This window comes from Acholeplasma laidlawii (genome assembly GCF_015709225.1).
Taxonomy (GTDB): Bacteria; Bacillota_I; Bacilli_A; order Acholeplasmatales; family Acholeplasmataceae; genus Acholeplasma; species Acholeplasma laidlawii_A.
Genome location: NZ_JADNRS010000053.1, coordinates 147,530 through 167,101, shown reverse-complemented (window position 1 = coordinate 167,101; position 19,572 = coordinate 147,530). Strand labels below are relative to the sequence as shown.

The following is a 19,572-nucleotide window of genomic DNA, read 5'->3' as shown; positions in this document are numbered from 1 at the left end:
AAGATATAACGCAGTTTCTTTTTAAAATTATTCTTTATCAATTAAATCTAATCTTGTTTGATATTCTTCTTGAGTAATGATACCACGTTCGTATAACTTGGATAACTCTAATCTTTTATTTGGCACTGCTTTAGCTGGTGCCTCAACTACAATCGGTGTATCTGTAACCATTTGTTGGATACAAAAATATAACATTGCAATAGAAATAACAGAGAAGACCATACGAATAATGGATTGAAAAGTCATAAATGTAACAAGTGGTGTAATAGAAATAAGTAATACAAGTGAAACTAATAATGCAACAATGACAAACTTCTTAGTGAACTTATACTCAAATCTTTGTTGAGTTAAGTGAAGTAGTACAAAGAGTACCGCAATTTCAAATAAGACATGTCCTAATAATAAACCTAAGATGAAGATCACTTCAAGTTCTGTTGAATTGATCACATCAGATAAAGTCTGACTACCTACAATACCATAGAGGATATTAAAGGCACCATAGATGACTAGTACGATTGCTGCAATCTTATCAAATGATTTGAATTGTAAGATGAGCATAAATGCGACTGCGATTAATACAAATGTATCAAATGTGAAACTCAATGTCAGAAAAGATTCTGAAAAGTAATCCTGTAGCACAAATGAAGCAATCAGTGCGAGCATTAAAGAAATACCACCTGTTAGTAAACCTAGATTATATGTTTTTTTCATTGTTTAAATCTCCTTTAGTTAATGATACCAAGTATTCTACATATTTTCAAATCATTTATATGTAAAAAATGCACATAAAATGCATGTTCTTTGATATTATATAATTAAAGGGGCGGTGATGTATATGAACTATGGCATTATTGATTTAGGATCTAATTCACTTAGGTTAGAAATATTCAAATATGAGAATCATAAACTAACCAATATATATTCAAAAAGAGAAGTGGTTGGTTTAGCGAGTTATTTATTACCGGAAGGCTATTTATCTGATTTAGGTATTGATTCTGTGATTCGGGTCGTTAAAGATTTCATCGAAATTAGTCAAAGTTATAAATTAGAAAAACTATTTATGATTGCGACTGCAACGATTAGAGAAGCACGCAATCAAAATGAAATTTTAACCCGTATTAAAACAGCATCAGGTATGAAAGTAGAGTTACTAGATGAAGAAAAAGAAGGCTATTACGGTTATAAAGGTATCTTAATTGATCACCAAATTGATAGAGGGTTAATCGTTGATATTGGTGGTGGTTCCACGGAACTATCACTAGTTACTGATGGTAAGCTTAAAGACTCTGTATCGTTAAATTTAGGGTCGTTAAATACCTATATTACCTATGTAAAAGAGATATTTCCGACAGCACTTGAAGCAAAACGTATTTCATCCGCAGTAGTTTCAGCATTAAAACTACATAAGGTTGATAAAGTGGATGTAAAGGTTTGTTATGGCATTGGAGGCACGATTCAAGCAAGTCTTGTATTACTACAAAACTTTTACCAAAAGAAGTTTGATAAGTTAACACGCCATAACATTCAAGATTTAATCTCAAAGATAGATCCTACTAAGAAAAAGACGTATCTATCAATTATTCGTATGATTCCAGAACGTATTCATACCATTATGCCAGGTCTAATTATTCTAGAAACTATAATGAATCACTTTAATATTGAAGAAATCATTGTAAGTAAATCGGGTATTAGAGAAGGTTACCTGTTAGAACAAATCCAAAAATAAAAGTATCCCTATCACAGTTTGTGATAGGGATATCTTTATTTAAGAGACTAGATGAATTTTTAAATTATCGTTATCTACTAAGACTTCATAGTGATGATTTGGTAGTAATTCTTCTGAAATGATTGCTTTTGCAATAAATGTTTCTATATCTCTTTGGATATAACGTTTAAGTGGTCTTGCACCAAATTGTTCATTAAATCCGTTTTTGATAACGTATTTTTGAACATCTTCACCAAGTTTAATGTAGATATTTTCTTCTTTTAATTTATCAGAAAGTTCATTGAGTAGTTTTCTTGTGATATCCACTTGAACTTTAAATCCAAGGGAGTTAAATGTAATAATTTCATCAATTCTATTTAAAAATTCTGGTTTAAAGGATTGTTTTAGCAGCTTATCTATTTTTTCTTGGGCATCACTTGCGTTTTCTAGTAGATATTGACTGCCAATATTAGAAGTCATAATAATGACTGTATTTTTAAAGTCTATTGTGCGACCTTGTCCATCTGTTAAGTGACCATCATCTAATACTTGAAGTAGAATGTTAAATACTTCAGGGTGTGCCTTTTCAATTTCATCAAATAAGACGATTGCGTAAGGCATACGTCTTATTTTTTCTGTAAGTTGACCGCCTTGATCATAACCTACATATCCTGGAGGTGCGCCGATTAAGCGTGAGACACTATGTGATTCCATATACTCTGACATATCTATACGAACAATATGATTTTCTGAGTCAAATAAATTTTCAGCAAGTGCCTTAGCGGCTTCTGTTTTACCAACACCAGTAGGACCTAAGAATAAGAAGGAACCTATAGGTCTATTTGGGTCTTTAATACCTGCACGATGACGTAGTATGGCATTACTAATAAGTTCTAATGCATGATCTTGACCTAATACTCGTTTACCTAGGCTTAAACGTAGGTTTTTAAGTTTTTCTCTATCACCAGACACTAGTTTTGTTACAGGTATGTGGGTCCATTTACTTACAATTTCAGCAATCGATTCAGGGGTAACAGATTCTGTTAGTAGTTTATCATCTGTTGAAGTATCTGATAATTCAGATATTTCTTTTTCTAGATTAGGTATTTTTGAATATTGAAGTTCTGCAGCCTTAGAATAGTTACCTTCGTTATAAGCAGTATTAAGTTCGTTTTTAAGTTGTTCTAATGTTTCTTTTTTGCGTTTTGATAAATTAAGTTGAGATTTTTCTTTTTCCCATCTACTTTTTAGACCGGCTTCCTCTAATTTTAAATCATCAATCTCGGATTTAATTTTAGATAGACGCTCTTTACTTAATGTATCAGTTTCTTTACTTAAAGCAGATTTTTCAATTTCGAGTTGTAGTATCTTTCTTTGGACATCATCGAGTTCCACTGGCATAGAATCAATTTCCATACGAATAGAAGCACATGCCTCATCAATAAGGTCGATTGCTTTATCTGGTAAGAATCTATCAGTAATGTAACGTGCCGATAGGTTTGTAGCGGCTATAATGGCACCATCAGAGATGTGGACACCATGGTGTGCTTCAAAACGATCTTTAAGACCACGTAAGATAGAAATGGTATCCTCCATGGTTGGTTCAGTTACCGTGATTTTTTGAAATCTTCTTTCGAGTGCACTATCTTTTTCAATATATAAGCGGTATTCATTTAATGTTGTAGCACCAATACAATGTAGTTCTCCACGTGCAAGCATTGGTTTTAAGATGTTTGAGGCATCCATAGCACCATCCGCACGACCAGCACCTACAATATTATGTAATTCATCAATAAATAAGATGATTTGGCCATCACTTTCTTTAATCTTATTTAAGACAGCCTTAAGACGTTCTTCAAACTCACCTCTAAATTTTGCACCTGCAACTAATTGAGCTAAGTCTAGTTCATAAACAATTTTATTTTGTAGACTTAAAGGTACGTCTTTATCAACAATTCTTCTAGCTAGACCTTCAACAATCGCTGTTTTACCAACCCCTGGTTCACCAATTAAAACAGGGTTATTTTTAGTTTTTCTAGATAGAATTTTAATAATACGTCTAATTTCTTCCTCACGACCGATAACCGGGTTGACTTTACCTTCTTTAACCAGTTCTACAATATTTCTACCAAACTTCTTTAGAATGTCCGGATCTTTAGAATAATCATCCATTGGGTTAAATTGCATATTATTTCCTCCCTAAAATTCTATAATATAACATTATTATATGCCTAATAATTGGCACTGTCAAGTGATGAGTGCTAATTATTGATGATATAGGCAAATGTTTTGTAAGACTTACCACAATTATGTATAATAAATCGGTAAAAGAATGAACAAAAAAGGAAGATTTAAATGCAAAAAAATTATAGAGTGCTTTTATATTATAAGTACACAGCCATAGAAAACCCTGAAAAGTTTAAAGATGAGCATTTAGCATATTGCAAGAGCCAAAACTTACTTGGGCGTATTTTAGTATCTAGTGAAGGTATTAACGGTACCTTATCCGGTACATTTGAACAAACAGAAAATTACATGAACTATTTAAAAAGTCTTCAAGGTTTTCAAGATACCTTCTTTAAAATTGATGAAGTTGATGCGCACGCATTTAGCAAAATGCATGTAAGAGTTAAAAAAGAATTAGTAAACTTAAGTTTAGAAGAGGATGTGAATCCACTTGAAATCACAGGTAAGTATTTGGAACCTATTGAGTTTTATCAAAAACTACAAGATCCTAATACAGTAGTTATAGACGCTAGAAATGACTACGAGTTTGATCTTGGTCACTTTAGAGGTGCAATCAAACCTGAAATTAAAAATTTTAGAGATTTACCAAACTGGATTAGAGAAAATGAAGATCAATTTAAAGACAAGGAAATTCTAACATACTGCACCGGTGGTGTAAGATGTGAGAAGTTTAGTGGCTGGTTAATTAAAGAAGGTTTTAATGTGGCAGGTCAATTGCATGGTGGTATCCACAACTATGGTACAAGTAAAGATACTGAAGGCAAACTTTGGGATGGTAAAATGTATGTATTTGATGAACGTATTGCAGTAGATATCAATAAACACGAGCATGTCGTAGTTGGTAGAGATTACTTTACAAACGAACCATGTGAACGTTATATTAACTGTGGAAATCCAGAGTGTAATAAACAAATACTTGCAAGTGAAGCATCTGAAAAAAAATATTTAGGATCATGTTCACATGCTTGTAGAATCCACCCAAATAATAGATACGTAAAAAAACATAATCTTACTGTAGATTTTGTTTTACAACACATAGATTCTAATCTAGAACCTCAAATTTAAAAGTACAACAACCTACAAAATGAGTGAAACAACTCACTCTCGTTTGTAGGTTGTTTTTATCATTGACATTTACGGTTTCAAAACGTATAATATAATAGCGTGTTTGGCCCCGTAGCCAAGCGGTAAGGCATGGGTCTGCAAAACCTTGACGCGTCGGTTCAAATCCGATCGGGGCCTCCAAAATAATCTTGAATTGGTTCGATAAAACGGACTAATTACACAAATTTATGCCCTTATAGGGCATTTTTTAATAAAAAATAGTCCATCTGAAAGTCTTTAACGACCGACATGATGGACTTTTATTTTTGTGAACTGATACCAAAAACCTGTACTTTGATACAATATAAGTATATGCAGGAGGTATCAGATGAAGGATAAAAAGAAAAAGAATAGATTATGGAGTGGAGCATTCAAATTAAAGGTCGTTTTAGACATCATTGAAAATGAACTCTCATACAGTCAAGTAGCGCGTAAATATGATATGTATTTATCATCAGGGAGTTTAAATGATACACTACCAGCCAGATGGGTTTATCAATATAGACTTTATGGGAAGGAACGGTTTTATCAGACACCAAAAGATTACCGTAAGAATCCAGTTAGAAAGTTCCATACACCATCCAAAGAGGTAAAAAAAATTTAGAGCTCAAAATTAAACACCTAGAAATGGAACTAGAATACTAGAAAATTACTTATCGCCAAAGTTTAAAAAACAGGAACAAACAAAAATACAAGGTAGTTAAAGAACTAAGGCGAAAATATGCATTAAAAGATTTACTTCTAATATCAGGACTTCCAAAATCTATTTACGATTATTATGAACATCAAAATGAGACTGATAAATATCATGATATTAAGATACTTATTTCAGAAATCTTTGAATCTAGTAACAAAACATATGGCTATAGATGTATTAAACTCGCACCTTAAAAACTTCTATGAGGTCAAAATAGCGTATAAGACGGTTGTGAAGTTTATGAAAGAGCTACACATCGTCTGTAAGGTAAGAAAAAAGAGATATCGCTATATCTCTCAAATATCAAACAAAATTACACCCAATCTACTTAAGAGAGACTTTAAGAAAAAGAAACCAAATATTGCATGGGCAACTGATGTATCAGAGTTTAGATTTAATCGTAAACGATTATATCTATCTGTAATACAAGATCTTTACAATGGTGAAATCAAAGCATACCAAATCTCTAGGAGTCAAAATCAAGGCTTGATTCTAAAAACTCTTAAGAAAGCAATCAACCCAAATGAAGACTTATCAAAGCTTCTCATACACTCTGATCAAGGCATTCTATACCAATCACCTAAATATCGTAATTACCTTAAGAAATCATCATTTACTCAATCTATGAGTGCTAAAGGTAATGCCTATTAAATGTCAGTAATTGAAAGCTTCTTTGGGACACTTAAATGCGAAACCATCTACTTACAAAAGGTTAAATCATTATCTGATTTAATTAGAACAATTGATGAGTATATCTATTGGTATAATCACGATAGAATAAAATTAACTCTAGGTGGTTATTCACCTATCCAATATAGACTCATGAATCAATAAATGATACAATAACTACAAAGAACATAAAGTACAAGAAAATGGTATCAATTCAATTCCTACGATTATTCATCTATAAATCTAATTAAGGTTACCTGCACTAACATAAAGGATTTTAGTCATCAATTATTTTCGTGATTTATAGATTGGTGTAATTGCTTTTTTTCTGTGCGTCTTAAGAAGATGAATGCAACAATAGATACAACAGCAGCACCGAGGGTTCCTAATATTAAATCAACCATAGTATCTAAAAGACCATATCCTTGTGGGAAAATCTCACTTGGATTTGACCATAGATAGCGCTGCATGTTGGTAGGGTTTTGTGTAAAAATAAATGTTAATGTATCTGAAGCAAACTCATAAAACTCCCATAATAGCAGAAGTGAAACAGTAAAAGTAAATGAAAAGGCTATGATAAATAATGCAGGAATAACCTGTTTTTTATTATTTGAAATGTAGTGTGCATAAATAGTTACTGCCTCAAGAGCTACAAGGGATATGACAATACCACTGACGGTGTGTACAAGCTTATCAAAGCCTCTAATAGTGATATAAAACTCTTGGATAAAACCTAAAACGATTGAGATAAATAAGAATACTAAGACTAAAATTTCTACCGAGTTTTTAAAGGTCACATTAAACTTAGTTTTTAAATATCTAGGTACACTCATAAGTGATATAGCTAAAAGAGATAAAAACACGTTATTAATTGCATTATCTCTAGAGGTTCTAGAGGTATTTAAAATAATACCTAAAACAGATGCAATTAACTCAAGTAAAGCTATGCTAACAAATAAGTAATAGTAGGCGTTTGGGTTTCTAAGTATTTTCTTTTTCATATGCACCTCGACAAAGTATGTCTAAATAGTAACATAAAATATGCCATATAACAATGGATTGTATAATGTATACCGATATCTATAGTAATATAAAAAGAGGATAAGGCGGTTACTAAGCGATGTTACAGTGTTAAATCATTTATTAGTTATCTTATTAAGTTAAGACAAATAATATTAGAATATGTTAACTTGCAACTCATTGTTGCGTGACAAATTTATTCAATAGGTTAAAAATAGATTTGTAGGAGGGTATTTACATGGTAGATTTTTATAAAGTAGGGAATAAAATAAGTACATACCGAAAACTCAGTCACATGACACAAGACGATCTAGCAGAAAAATTAAATGTTACAAGGCAAGCGCTATCCAAATGGGAACTAGGTATTAGTGCCCCATCAATTAATTCTTTATTATCGCTTTGTGCAATATTTGAAACAAGCTTTGAAAATCTTTTGTGTCTAAATGATAATGATCGAAAAAATATTAATCTAGATAATATTTTTGAAAATCATACTAGGAGTTAAGTGATTAATCAAATTATTCGTGGTGAGTTAAAGTTAAATATTCATAAAATACTTTATCAGTTATCACCTGTTGAACGGATGCAAGTCCTAAAAGCAATTAAAGAACAAAAGATAACATGTGATCATGTGAATTTAAGTGCTGTTCTTACACCAGCAGAACACAGTTTTCTGTACAATCAAACAATCCATATAGGAGGAAAGTATACATGATTATTAAAAAAGTAAATATTGGTGACGAGATTATTAATGTACAAATCACCAAAGAAGAAGCACTAAAAAGTTTAATGAATAATGAAACAATCATTTTTACAGATGAAACCGAAAAAAAGGAAGTATATCAATTATTTCAAGATTTAAATGAAGATAAATTAGTTACTCATAAAACTGAACTATCAAAAAATATACGATCTAAAACATCTAGATTATCTTCAGTATTACCATTTTTAAGTGGTGAAGATATCAGGGTTTATTAAATAAAGTATTAACCGATGATGAATCACTTAAAGCTGTTGACCTAACTATCTTTTTACCCTTTATTGAATCTAAAGATGCAACTGCATTATTTAAAAAAGCCATTGAAGGCGATTTAAATATCAATCCTTCAAGTATTACACCCTTTATTGATGAAACAGATTTGACACTGATTGTAGATGCGTATTTAAATGGTGCGCATCAAAATTTAAATGTAGATGCCTTGTACCCTTTTTTGGATAGTAAAGATGTTAAAAGATTATTTGAACATTTTCTGAAACAATAGACTAAATAGATATTCGTTAAAATGAATATCTATTTTTGTGTTGAAAAATAGTTGCCACCTTAAAATTATATACTGACCAGTATGATATTGTATCAAATGATTCGAGTTGTGTATAATATGAGTGTATAGACCGTTATATAAAATATTTTAAAAGGATGTGTAGGATGAAATATACTGAAAGAATTAACTACTTAAAAAATCTTAAAATTAAAGTACTCAAATATGAATTAGATATAAAGGAAGCATTATATTTAGATTTAGGAAAAACAACTTAAATTAAAGAAGTTAAAAGAAGCACAACAAAAGCTTAAACAAAATATAAAGTCAAATGTTACAAAAACATTAACGGATTATAAAAATAAAAGATAAATATAAGCGTATCTACTTAGCTAGATACGCTTATATTTTTGATAGAATCCATGTGATGATATAATAAATGTATATTTTCAAAGTTATACACTTTAAGGAGTTTAAATTTATGAAACGTTATGTAATAGCTATACTTACTATATTATTATCAAGTCTACTAACTGCATGTAGTCTAGGTGATTCTAATAAAGATGAAGAAATCATCGAAGAACCAGTTATAGAAGAACCTATTGAAGTAAAGGTAGATAAAACTAAAACGATTTATGCAGATGAACTATGGCATGTAAAAGATGAGGCTGCCATAATTAATTTAGCACTGGATTCAAATAAAAATATCGTATTAGAAGATACAGTTCAACAAGCTACTTATGAAAGTACACCGATTGAAGTGAATCACTTTAATGAATTGGTTTTATCATGGAACGTTAAAAACTTAAAAGATGCAAGAATTACCTTCTTTGTTTCTTTAGGTGATGGAACTAATTTTGGTAGTTACCAAGTCATGGGTTTATTTAAAGATGAAAACCATATGTCATTTAATAGTTCTGATGATTCTTATGGTCGTGTAAGTATTGATACTTTAATTAATAAAGATCCAAGTAAAAATAATTTCATTAAACTTAAATTTACGGTCATTGCAGGTAGTGCAGATAACTTAGAAATTAAAAATATCAGTGTTACAACCAAAAGCGTAGATAGTACTTTAACTTATGATGCATCAAAACTTATTGATAAAGTCATTGATGTAGCCCCGATGCAACAATTAAGTATACCAAGTATTGGTAATGTGATTTGTTCACCGACTTCGGTTGCTATGGTACTAAATCATTATGGCTATACATTTACACAACAAGAAATGGCTAAAAAAGTATATGACAATAGTCAAAGGATCTATGGTAACTGGACTTTTAATGCAAGTTATGCAGGTTCTTTAGATGGTATATCTGCAAGAGTTGAATATATTGAAGACTTTAGTGTTGTTATAGACTATATCTTAAATGATATACCTGTTATCTTTTCAATTTCGACCACATCAGCAGATCAACTAAATGGAGCTATCATGGCATTTCCTGCAGGTCATTTGATTGTCTTAAAAGGATTTGAAGAAATCAATGGTGTATGGCATGGTGTCTTCAATGATCCTGCTGAATATGAAGATAGTAAAGTTGAAAGAAAATATCCAATGGATCAAGTCTTAAATGTTTGGCGTCAATATACCTATATAATCGTAAAATCTGAGATAATTTAAATCATTAATAGTTTCTCAACACTATTTATTTTTATTTGTTAAAATAGAGTTAACTAAATATTACCAAGATAAAGACTTCGTGACGAAATATTCGTTATAGGGGTTTTTATTTTATGAAAAGATGAGGAGCGTCATGATGATTAAAAAATATGTACCAGGTATTTTGGTTAGTCTTATTATTGCAGGTGTATCACTTGCTATCAACAATGTGTTACCAGTAGATTTAATTGGTATGGCATTAATTGCTTTATTATTAGGGATCTTATTAAATCCACTGTTGCATAAGTACGATGTACTAGATTCGGGTATTGATTGGTCTGCTAAGTATATTTTAAGAACAGGTATTATTTTAGCAGGTATATCTTTGAGTTTTAGTCAAGTATTTGAAGTAGGAAAGTATGCGTTTATATTATTAGGATTTACATTTATTACTGCATTTGGTGTAGGCTATATTTGTAGAAAAATATTTAAAATTGACTGGAAATTGACAAGCATGCTATCTATTAGTACCGCCATTTGCGGTGGTACTGCGGTTGCTACTTTAGGTCCAGTCATTGAAGCAGATAATAAAGATATGGCTTACGCACTATCAGCAACATTTATCTTTGACTTACTTACTGTAATTTTATTTCCTTGGATTGGTGTTTTTCTTGGCATGACAGATACCACATTTGGGCTCTGGGTAGGTACAGCTGTAAATGATACATCATCCGTTGTTGCAGCTGGTTACGCATTCTCAGAACTTGCGGGTGCACTAGCAACGATTGTGAAACTCACAAGAACTTTATTTATTGTTCCAATTGTTATTATATTCTCATATATCTACGCACGTAAAAGTCAAAAACAAGGTATTTCAAAGACAAATCAAAAAGTAAATGTATTAGCAATATTTCCATGGTTCATATTAGGGTTTATTGCATTTATTGGTATTAGAAGTTTAAATATATTATCTGATGATTGGGTCGTATCTATTTCAAATATCTCTAAATTTTTCATGGCAACCGCACTTGGTGCCATTGGTTTAAAGACAAGCTTTAAAGAATTAACAAGTGTTGGTGTTAAACCAATGATGGTTGCTATTTTAATTGATGTGTCTGTTGTGATTGTTTCATTTATTGTATTATCTATTATGTTTTAAATGTTTCATTTATTTCCTTTTATATTCATGTTAAAATATGAACAGGCTTATAAGTTACATATTCATTTAAGGGGAAAATAAAATATGCATAAATTAAAAGAACTAGCCAAAGAAGATTTAAAAGATACGAGTAAAACTGAAAAAGTAAAATATGTAGAACCTATCGATGATCAATCGTTTAAAATGGTAACATACATATTTATGGGATTAATGTTTGTGAATCTATTCATATTTTTCTTACCATTTGTAGATTTTGAAGGTGGTATGACATCAAGTGATACAGGGTATCTCGTCATAACTTGGTTTAATACATCGTTTGAAGAAGGACCGATTATCGCTTTATGTATTACAGTAATCTTTATCATTTCGATTGTTGCACTATCTCTACTTATATTTACTTTGATTAGTCATGGTGAAGTCACCAAGGCTATAGCTTATAAATACCTGAAGAAGTTCAATTATGTATACATTGCGCTCGTACTAATTTTATTAATTATTGTATTTAATATGATTGAGGTCATGCGCTTTAGATTATCGGGTGAGATCTATGAACTTCCGTATCCAGGTATTGGTCTTCATATGTTACTTTGGGTGAACATGATTGTTCCAATCCTACTAGGGTTTGTATTTAAGGTCATTCGTGCTAAAAATCAAGATAATTTTATACCATAAATTAAAGTCTAAAGGGAAGTTATCATCATAACTTCCCTTTTTATATGTAACATAATATATCATATTTTACAAAGGTCAGTTTCGATTAGTTGAAATGATTACGTGTAAATGATATCCTTATACTAGTAAAAATAGTGAATCAATAGAAAAGAGATAAACATGAAAAGTATTCCAAAATTAAACTTAAATGAATTTCCATATATCACACACGATAAATTAAGATACGGTGATACCGATAAACAAGGCCATGTAAACAATGCGGTGTTTACTACATTTTATGAAACTGGTCGAGTAGAAATCGTTTATGAACCTAAACATCAAATATTAAGTGAAAACTGTTCTTTTGTGATTGCACATATCGAAATGAATTTCATTGCTGAAATACATTGGCCAGGTAAACTAGAAATAGGTACAGGTATTACAAAAATTGGTAATAGTTCTGTAACCTTTTTACAATCACTATATCAAGATGGTAAATTAGTATCGACGAGTGAATCTGTTTTAGTTCAAGTAAGTAATGATACTAAAAAATCGGAAGCATTAAGTGAAGATTCAAAAAACAGATTAGAAAAATACATGATGAATAGATAACTTATAAATAAAACGCACTCATAAAGTGCGTTTTTTTATATGTGTTTAACAAATCTCACATGTAATATCATCATGACTTAAACCATGAATCTTTACATAATTTTTAGATGACTGTGTAATGACACCGTCTTTTTTTAATATTGTAAATTGACGAGATAAGGTCTCGGGAGTAGTACCTAAACTATTAATAACACTAGGTGTACATGGTGCAGTTCAGTTTACAACGGGTATTACAAAGTCAAAATATATAGTTGCAATAAACAATAATCCAAAAGCCCCAATATTTGACATAGCTGACTACGGATTTGTAGGAGATGCTAAAACTTTTGTTGAAGCACTACTAAAACTCATACAATAAGGTAGCACACATCGATAAATAAAAGTAAATGTCTATACTTCTATTTATTATAAAGGTAAAATAGAACATATAAATTTCTCTTATAAATAGAGTAAAGAAGGTAAGATATATGGACTTAAAATTACAGACGAAATACATAAAACAAGCGTTTAATTTAGCAATAAAAGGCGAAGGATTTGTGAATCCAAACCCGCTCGTAGGTGCTGTTATTATTAAAAATGGTAAAGTCATCGGCAAAGGATATCATAAAGCATTTGGTCAAGTACACGCTGAAGTGGATGCAATCCAAAATGCTACAGAAGATGTTGCTGGTGCAACGATGTTTGTAACACTAGAACCATGTAGTCACCATGGTAAACAACCACCATGTGCGTTTAAGCTAATCGAAAAAGGCATTAAAGAAGTTTATATTGCAAACTTAGATCCAAATCCACTTGTCTATAAACAAGGCGTTAAAGTACTAGAAGATGCAGGCATAAAGGTGCATTATGGTATCTTAGATGACCTAGGTTTAAAAGTAAATGATATATTCTTTCATTACATTACAACTAAAAGACCTTTTGTAGCTATGAAGTATGCGATGACTCTAGATGGTAAATTAGCAACTAAAGATTTTGATTCTAAATGGATAACTAATGAAAAATCAAGAAAATACGTTCATGATTTAAGAAATAAATATAGTGCAATACTTGTTGGTGTGAACACAATCATTAAAGATGATGCAAAACTCGATGTTAGAAGAAGTAAGAAATCTAAAAACCCAGTAAGAATAATCTTAGACCCAAAACTACAAACACCAAAGAGTGCTTATGTTGTAAAAACAGCTAAAACCCAACCAACTTGGATAGTCTCTGAAACATATGATCAAAGCTATGTGGATCTGGGTGTTAAAATCATTCAAATGCCAACCATTAATTTAGATAAGCTTATGACGATTCTAGGTGAAGCAAAAATAGATAGTATCTTCATTGAGGGTGGTGCATATACGCATGCGAGTTTCTTAGAAGCTAATTTAGTGAATAAAGTTTATGCATTTATAGCACCTAAAATCATAGGTGGAAAAAATGCACTTACTCCAATAAGTGGAGAAGGTGTATCTTTAATGAAAGATGCCCATGTATTAAAAGATGTTACTTATACACAATTTGATGAGGACATCTTAATTGAAGGTTATCTTAAATAAACATCTTTGGACGAACATACATCATGTTCGTCCTTTTTATTAGGTATACATATACATGAAATGTATCGAAATGTAAGAAAAGTGAAACAAATTTACATAATTTGATTTTCATTATAGGATTTGATGCAACCAACTTTGAAATATCGTATAATAGTGACGCATCGAAAAATAACTTATAAGGACCACACATGAAGATTTTATTTCAGCTATTTATTTTAATCGTATTTACGTTACTAGGAGAACTTATTTCCTATTATCTACCATTTAGTTTTCCAGGTAGTTTAATTGGATTAATCTTACTTTTTTTAGCACTTTTATTGAAACTTATAAAGGCGGATCACATTAAAGAAGTAGCGTGTTTTCTTCAAAAATATATGGCGTTTCTATTTGTTCCACTTGCGGTGGGCTTAATGGAATACTTTGATTTAATTAGTCTTCATTGGGTAGAACTAGTTTTAGTATTAATTATTTCTACAACCATTACTTTAATCGTCACCGCACTACTAGCACAAAGAGGTATCAAACATGAATGATATACTTTGGACTGTTGGTTTAACCATTGGTATTTATGTAGGGTTTTATTATCTTCAAGATAGATTTAAAATCTCTTTACTAAACCCTTTATTACTCACCTCTACATTTATAGTTATATTTTTATGTGTAACAAACATTAACTATGACACGTATCAAGAAGGTACTAAAATGATTTCGTTTTTCATAGGACCTGCAACAGTTTCGCTCGCACTTCCTTTATATGAAAAACTACCGATTTTAAAGAAACATTGGAAGACCATTATTAGTGTTTTAATTGTAGGTGTTATCGTACATGCATTAACCATTGCAGGTATTGTATTTATCCTACATACGACAGATGAAATGATTGCAACCATGATACCTAAGTCAGTAACTACACCGATTGCTATGGCAGTATCTGAAAGCCTAGGCGGTATTAAAAACTTAACGGTTGTTATTGTTGTGTTAACAGGTGTGTTAGGTATTTTAATTGCACCACCTATCTTTAAATTATTTAAAATTACATCCCCAATTGCACGTGGTTTATCCTTAGGTGCTGCATCGCATGCAGTAGGTACAACCAAAGCGATTGAATATAGTGATCTTGATGCATCCGTTGCAACTCTTTCCTTAATCATTACAGGGCTCTTAACTGTGATTGCTGCACCACTGATTTATCAAATATTAACATGGATTGTATAAAAATATAACATATAAATAGAATAAAACCTCCACTTGTGATATGATATGTAAGGTTTATCATGTTGGAGGTTTTTTTATTATGTTAAATGTGTCAAATGTTACGTATCAAATCGGTAAAGATATCTTATTTGAAGATGTCAATTTAAAATTCACTAAAGGTAATTGTTATGGTGTAATTGGCGCTAATGGTGCTGGTAAATCAACATTACTAAAAATATTGGCTGGTAAGTTACCTACTACAAGAGGTACCATTACAATGGACCAAAATCAAAGATTGTCTTTTTTAGAGCAAGATCAATTTAAATATGATGATTTTACTGTAATTGATACAGTCATTCAAGGTAATAAAAAATTATACCAAATCATGATAGAAAAAAATGAAATCTATGCCAAACCTGATTTTAGTGAAGAAGACGGTATTAAAGCTGGAGAACTAGAAAGTTTATTTGATGATATGAACGGTTGGAATGCCGAGTCTGATGCAGCTATTTTACTCACTGGATTAGGTATTGAAGTAGAAAAACATTATGAACTTATGAAAGACTTATCAAGTAATGATAAGGTTAAAGTATTACTCGCTCAAAGTTTATTTGATCAACCAGATGTTTTATTACTAGATGAACCAACCAACCACTTAGATACTAAAGCTGTGTTATGGTTAGAAAACTTTTTAATGGACTTTGAAAATACTGTTATCGTTGTATCTCATGATAGATACTTCTTAAACAAAGTGTGTACACACATTGCAGATATTGACTATAAACAAGTAACTCTTTATGCTGGTAACTATGATTTTTGGTATGAGTCTAGTCAATTAATGTTAAGACAAGCTAAAGAACAAAACAAAAAGAGTGAAGAAAAAATTAAAGAATTACAAGACTTTATTTCTCGCTTTAGCGCGAATGCTTCTAAATCTAAACAAGCAACATCAAGAAAGAAAGCATTAGAAAAAATTGAACTTACTGAAATTAGACCAAGTACAAGAAGATATCCATATATTAACTTTAAGTACGAAAAATCCTTAGGTGATGATATCTTAAAGGTAGAAAACCTAACTAAAACCATTGATGGTGTGAAAGTCTTAGATAATGTAACATTTACATTAGGTAAAACAGATAAGGTAGCGTTTATTGGTTTAAATGATAAAGCAGCAACTGTCTTATTTAATATTTTAAATGAAGTAGATACACCAGATTCTGGTTCATTTAAGTGGGGAGAGACAGTTATTAAAGGTTATTTTAGAAAAGATAACAACTTTGAATTTAAAAAGCCAACCATCATGGTTGACTGGTTAACAGATTATTCTAAAAATAAAGAAAATACGTATGTAAGAGGCTTCTTGGGTCGTATGCTATTTAGTGGCGAAGACGCTTTAAAGAAAATTAATGTATTAAGTGGTGGAGAACGTGTAAGACTCTTAATGTCTAGACTTATGATTGAAGAAAAGAATACACTTATCCTTGATGAACCAACGAACCACTTAGATATGGAATCTATTACAGCACTTAATAAAGGCTTACAAGAATTTAAAGGTGTATTATTATTTACAACACAAGATCATCAATTAGTTTCAACAACGGCTACACGCTTATTTGAAATTGATGAACACGGTAAGTTCGTTGAACATATCGTCGATTATGAAACATACTTAGAAAACAGATAATAAATTAGGTGAAATCATAAAGTCATGATTTCACCTATTTTTTTTTAAGACTTTCTTTCATACACCATAAGTGCAAACTTTTGAACGATTTCAAATCCTGCACTTAAATAAATATATTTAGCAGCGTTTTTATTTCCTGTAAAAAGTGTCATATACTTAGCACCCATTTGTTTAAGGGTTTGACAAAGTTTTTGAAAAAGAATTTTACCAAGTCCAAGACCACGTACTTCATCTACAATTTCTATACCAGAAAATATGCCTCTAAAATCATCAGCTATGAGCAGTGGTCCTGAAAAGCCCATTACCTCATTATCCTTTATGACAATTAGGAGTGGATCAGGTCGTCTTTTAGATAAATTAGCGATAATAGCATTTCTAAATGATTCACTTTGAAGTCTTGTTAAAAACTTATCCATACCAGTATGTTTAAGTGGATTATAAAGAGTTACATCATAACCTTGATAATTAAGAGATTCTAATTTCTCACTAATGGATTTATCCAACTTGAATTGTTTTAAATCTAAAAAGTAGGTTTCTTGGATAGAAGTTTCTTTAAAACCTAACTCAAGGTAGGTTTTATGTAACTTACTATCATAAACAACCCCTTGTTCATTTGGGTGAACCATATGTTCCTTAGCATACCATGCTAAGTGATATGGTTTATGATAGTGAATACGTATATCTTTAGTGGTCTTAGCAATTAATGCTTGAATTAAAGGCTTATAGCTAGATGTCTCACCAATAACTAAATTAATATCTACAAACTCATCTACACTGTAGATGAGTAGACCATTAATTTCATTATCTACTCGGTGTACAATGTATTCTAATTTTGTAAGCATATCACCAAACGCTTCAAAATTAAGTTCAACATAATGAGTATGTTTCACTTGGCTTAGATAAAAATCATAAAGTTTTTTCATAAATATGTTGCCCTTTCTTTATTTAATAAATCTATTTTTAATTGGATATCTGATGAGAATCCACCTAATTTGCCATCAGCTTTAATAACTCTATGACAGGGTATGACAATTAATAAAGGATTACTACCAACAGCATTACCAACTGCTTGGAATGCTTTTGGTTTTGAAATACCTTCGGCAATATCTTTATAGGATAGCGTCTTACCGTAAGGTATTTCCATAAGTTTATGCCATACTAATCTTTCAAATGACGTACCTTGTAAATCAAGTTTAATATCTTTAGGTATAGGTATACCATTGAAATAGTCTTTTAGTATTTTAATATAAGGATGGGTCAATTGTTGATTCATAGACAAATTCGAAAGATCTTCATTTGTATAGATATCAATAGATTTTAAACCGAATTTGGTGACTTTAATGATGAAAGTCCAATCACGATAATTTATAAAATCATAATACAACATTTTCTACACCTTTCTTTTGCAAATCGTTTGCAAAGTTGAATTAGTGTGCTATAATACTTTTGCAAATGATTCGCAAAAGAGGAAATTCATTATGAAAAAACTATTTGTTACACTTTTTATTTTATCACCTTTATTTATTTTACATGCTTGTGGCTCATCATATACATATGATATTGTAGTTTCAGACTACTTCACATATGATATTGTCAAACAAGTTACAGGTGATGAACTTACCATTAAAACCTTACAACCCATTCATATGGACTATCACACTTATGAACCAAGTAGTAGTGATTTAGTAGACTTAAAGAAATCAGGCGTATTTATCTATATATCGATTAATTCATCCCCTTGGTTAGTATCTGATGATAAGGTATCAAATGTTCTTGGTAAAGGTACTTATACATCTTTTGAAGTGCTGCTTGATTTAGAGGTTACACACGAAGAAGAAACTTGGCATGACCATGAATCAGAAACTGATCATGGTGATGAAGATAATCATGATGATCATGATCATGGATTTGATTTTATATCTAATCCATTTTATGTAGCAACAATTGTTCAAAATTTAAGTGACTACTTAGGTGAACTTTATCCAGAATTAAAACAAATTTTTGATCTAAATGCGCATGATTATCATGATAAACTTATTAATCTCATTACACCATATCATGATATGAGAGAACAATTAGCACCCTTAGATGTCTATTTTATTGGACATAATGCATTAAATGGATTTAGTAAAGCATTTAATTTAAACATTATTGCTTTAGATGAAAATGTATCACCTAATACTGAGGCAACCAGTGCACAAGTACTAGCGTTTGTAAGTGCTTTAAAAAATAATGGTGTTACAACCATATATACGGAAGAAGCACCAGATCCAACAACACTCAATTATATAAGGGCTCAAATACCTAATATAAAAATACTTGAATTACACACCTTCCATAAAATATCTAAAGAAGATTACAAAAATGATATTGGTTATTATGAATTAATTGGAAGAAATATTAAACACTTAGAAATGGAAAGTTAAAACT

General features: G+C 30.9%; 23 protein-coding genes and 1 tRNA gene. 18 read left to right on the top strand and 6 right to left on the bottom strand.

The annotated features are described in order from the left end of the window. Window positions 1-27: 27 nt before the first annotated feature. The gene (locus IY230_RS06490) at window positions 28-711 is read right to left on the bottom strand and encodes an SHOCT domain-containing protein (protein WP_196370837.1); all 684 of its coding nucleotides are present in this window, start codon (window positions 709-711) and stop codon (window positions 28-30) included. Between the two features lie 124 nt (window positions 712-835). Here IY230_RS06490 and IY230_RS06485 point away from each other — a divergent pair, with 124 nt between their 5' ends. Further along, window positions 836-1,726 carry a Ppx/GppA phosphatase family protein gene (locus tag IY230_RS06485; protein ID WP_196370835.1) on the top strand — a complete coding sequence of 297 codons (891 nt, stop codon included), beginning with the start codon at window positions 836-838 and terminating at the stop codon, window positions 1,724-1,726. Window positions 1,727-1,765: 39 nt separating this feature from the next. Here IY230_RS06485 and IY230_RS06480 read toward each other — a convergent pair whose 3' ends face one another. Then, window positions 1,766-3,892 (bottom strand): ATP-dependent Clp protease ATP-binding subunit, encoded by a 2,127-nt coding sequence (locus IY230_RS06480; protein ID WP_196370833.1) that lies wholly within the window; start codon window positions 3,890-3,892, stop codon window positions 1,766-1,768. A gap of 168 nt (window positions 3,893-4,060) precedes the next feature. On the opposite strand from IY230_RS06480, the gene trhO reads away from it, so the two are divergent. From trhO to IY230_RS06455, 5 genes are all read left to right on the top strand, one after another. Next, the gene (gene trhO, locus IY230_RS06475) at window positions 4,061-5,017 is read left to right on the top strand and encodes an oxygen-dependent tRNA uridine(34) hydroxylase TrhO (RefSeq protein WP_196370831.1); all 957 of its coding nucleotides are present in this window, start codon (window positions 4,061-4,063) and stop codon (window positions 5,015-5,017) included. A gap of 105 nt (window positions 5,018-5,122) precedes the next feature. Beyond that, window positions 5,123-5,197 (top strand) — tRNA-Cys (locus IY230_RS06470). Between the two features lie 187 nt (window positions 5,198-5,384). Then, complete coding sequence (locus IY230_RS06465) at window positions 5,385-5,660, top strand: transposase (RefSeq protein WP_196370829.1); 276 nt, start codon at window positions 5,385-5,387, stop codon at window positions 5,658-5,660. A 255-nt stretch (window positions 5,661-5,915) separates the two neighbouring features. Beyond that, window positions 5,916-6,404, top strand: coding sequence for a DDE-type integrase/transposase/recombinase (locus IY230_RS06460; protein WP_196370827.1), 489 nt, complete (start codon window positions 5,916-5,918; stop codon window positions 6,402-6,404). Beyond that, entirely contained in the window at window positions 6,405-6,587 is a 183-nt protein-coding gene (locus tag IY230_RS06455) for an IS3 family transposase (protein ID WP_196370825.1), read from the top strand. Window positions 6,588-6,706: 119 nt separating this feature from the next. Here IY230_RS06455 and IY230_RS06450 read toward each other — a convergent pair whose 3' ends face one another. After that, window positions 6,707-7,423: a hypothetical protein gene (locus tag IY230_RS06450; protein ID WP_196370823.1), complete on the bottom strand. Its 717-nt coding sequence runs from the start codon at window positions 7,421-7,423 to the stop codon at window positions 6,707-6,709. A gap of 257 nt (window positions 7,424-7,680) precedes the next feature. Here IY230_RS06450 and IY230_RS06445 point away from each other — a divergent pair, with 257 nt between their 5' ends. The 7 genes from IY230_RS06445 (at window position 7,681) to IY230_RS06415 (ending at window position 12,723) form a co-directional block, all read left to right on the top strand. After that, the gene (locus IY230_RS06445; protein WP_196370822.1) at window positions 7,681-7,947 is read left to right on the top strand and encodes a helix-turn-helix transcriptional regulator; all 267 of its coding nucleotides are present in this window, start codon (window positions 7,681-7,683) and stop codon (window positions 7,945-7,947) included. Continuing rightward, window positions 7,948-8,157 carry a hypothetical protein gene (locus tag IY230_RS06440; protein WP_196370820.1) on the top strand — a complete coding sequence of 70 codons (210 nt, stop codon included), beginning with the start codon at window positions 7,948-7,950 and terminating at the stop codon, window positions 8,155-8,157. Beyond that, the gene (locus IY230_RS06435) at window positions 8,154-8,420 is read left to right on the top strand and encodes a hypothetical protein (protein WP_196370819.1); all 267 of its coding nucleotides are present in this window, start codon (window positions 8,154-8,156) and stop codon (window positions 8,418-8,420) included. Before IY230_RS06440 ends, IY230_RS06435 begins: the two co-directional genes overlap by 4 nt. 762 nt (window positions 8,421-9,182) lie before the next feature. Further along, window positions 9,183-10,322 carry a C39 family peptidase gene (locus IY230_RS06430; RefSeq protein WP_196370817.1) on the top strand — a complete coding sequence of 380 codons (1,140 nt, stop codon included), beginning with the start codon at window positions 9,183-9,185 and terminating at the stop codon, window positions 10,320-10,322. A gap of 133 nt (window positions 10,323-10,455) precedes the next feature. After that, a complete protein-coding gene (locus IY230_RS06425; RefSeq protein ID WP_196370816.1) occupies window positions 10,456-11,460 on the top strand; it encodes a YeiH family protein in 1,005 nt (334 codons plus the stop codon). 84 nt (window positions 11,461-11,544) lie between these two features. After that, window positions 11,545-12,132 carry a hypothetical protein gene (locus IY230_RS06420; protein WP_196370815.1) on the top strand — a complete coding sequence of 196 codons (588 nt, stop codon included), beginning with the start codon at window positions 11,545-11,547 and terminating at the stop codon, window positions 12,130-12,132. Window positions 12,133-12,291: 159 nt separating this feature from the next. Beyond that, window positions 12,292-12,723 (top strand): acyl-CoA thioesterase, encoded by a 432-nt coding sequence (locus IY230_RS06415; protein ID WP_196370814.1) that lies wholly within the window; start codon window positions 12,292-12,294, stop codon window positions 12,721-12,723. A gap of 45 nt (window positions 12,724-12,768) precedes the next feature. On the opposite strand, the gene IY230_RS06800 is transcribed toward IY230_RS06415, so the two are convergent. Further along, entirely contained in the window at window positions 12,769-12,864 is a 96-nt protein-coding gene (locus IY230_RS06800; RefSeq protein ID WP_374978447.1) for a hypothetical protein, read from the bottom strand. 326 nt (window positions 12,865-13,190) lie between these two features. On the opposite strand from IY230_RS06800, the gene ribD reads away from it, so the two are divergent. From ribD to IY230_RS06390, 4 genes are all read left to right on the top strand, one after another. Next, a complete protein-coding gene (gene ribD, locus IY230_RS06405; RefSeq protein ID WP_196370813.1) occupies window positions 13,191-14,264 on the top strand; it encodes a bifunctional diaminohydroxyphosphoribosylaminopyrimidine deaminase/5-amino-6-(5-phosphoribosylamino)uracil reductase RibD in 1,074 nt (357 codons plus the stop codon). A 188-nt stretch (window positions 14,265-14,452) separates the two neighbouring features. Next, on the top strand, window positions 14,453-14,797 hold the full coding sequence (locus IY230_RS06400; RefSeq protein ID WP_196370812.1) for a CidA/LrgA family protein: 345 nt from the start codon (window positions 14,453-14,455) through the stop codon (window positions 14,795-14,797). Beyond that, window positions 14,790-15,479, top strand: coding sequence for an LrgB family protein (locus tag IY230_RS06395; RefSeq protein ID WP_196370811.1), 690 nt, complete (start codon window positions 14,790-14,792; stop codon window positions 15,477-15,479). Before IY230_RS06400 ends, IY230_RS06395 begins: the two co-directional genes overlap by 8 nt. 79 nt (window positions 15,480-15,558) lie before the next feature. Continuing rightward, window positions 15,559-17,142, top strand: a complete 1,584-nt coding sequence (locus tag IY230_RS06390; protein ID WP_196370809.1) for an ABC-F family ATP-binding cassette domain-containing protein — start codon at window positions 15,559-15,561, stop codon at window positions 17,140-17,142. A 44-nt stretch (window positions 17,143-17,186) separates the two neighbouring features. On the opposite strand, the gene IY230_RS06385 is transcribed toward IY230_RS06390, so the two are convergent. Both IY230_RS06385 and IY230_RS06380 read right to left on the bottom strand, forming a co-directional pair. After that, the gene (locus IY230_RS06385; protein ID WP_196370807.1) at window positions 17,187-18,065 is read right to left on the bottom strand and encodes a GNAT family N-acetyltransferase; all 879 of its coding nucleotides are present in this window, start codon (window positions 18,063-18,065) and stop codon (window positions 17,187-17,189) included. Then, window positions 18,062-18,529, bottom strand: a complete 468-nt coding sequence (locus IY230_RS06380) for a methylated-DNA--[protein]-cysteine S-methyltransferase (RefSeq protein ID WP_196370805.1) — start codon at window positions 18,527-18,529, stop codon at window positions 18,062-18,064. Before IY230_RS06380 ends, IY230_RS06385 begins: the two co-directional genes overlap by 4 nt. A gap of 91 nt (window positions 18,530-18,620) precedes the next feature. On the opposite strand from IY230_RS06380, the gene IY230_RS06375 reads away from it, so the two are divergent. Continuing rightward, window positions 18,621-19,568, top strand: coding sequence for a metal ABC transporter substrate-binding protein (locus IY230_RS06375; protein ID WP_196370803.1), 948 nt, complete (start codon window positions 18,621-18,623; stop codon window positions 19,566-19,568). The last annotated feature ends 4 nt before the right edge of the window (window positions 19,569-19,572 follow it).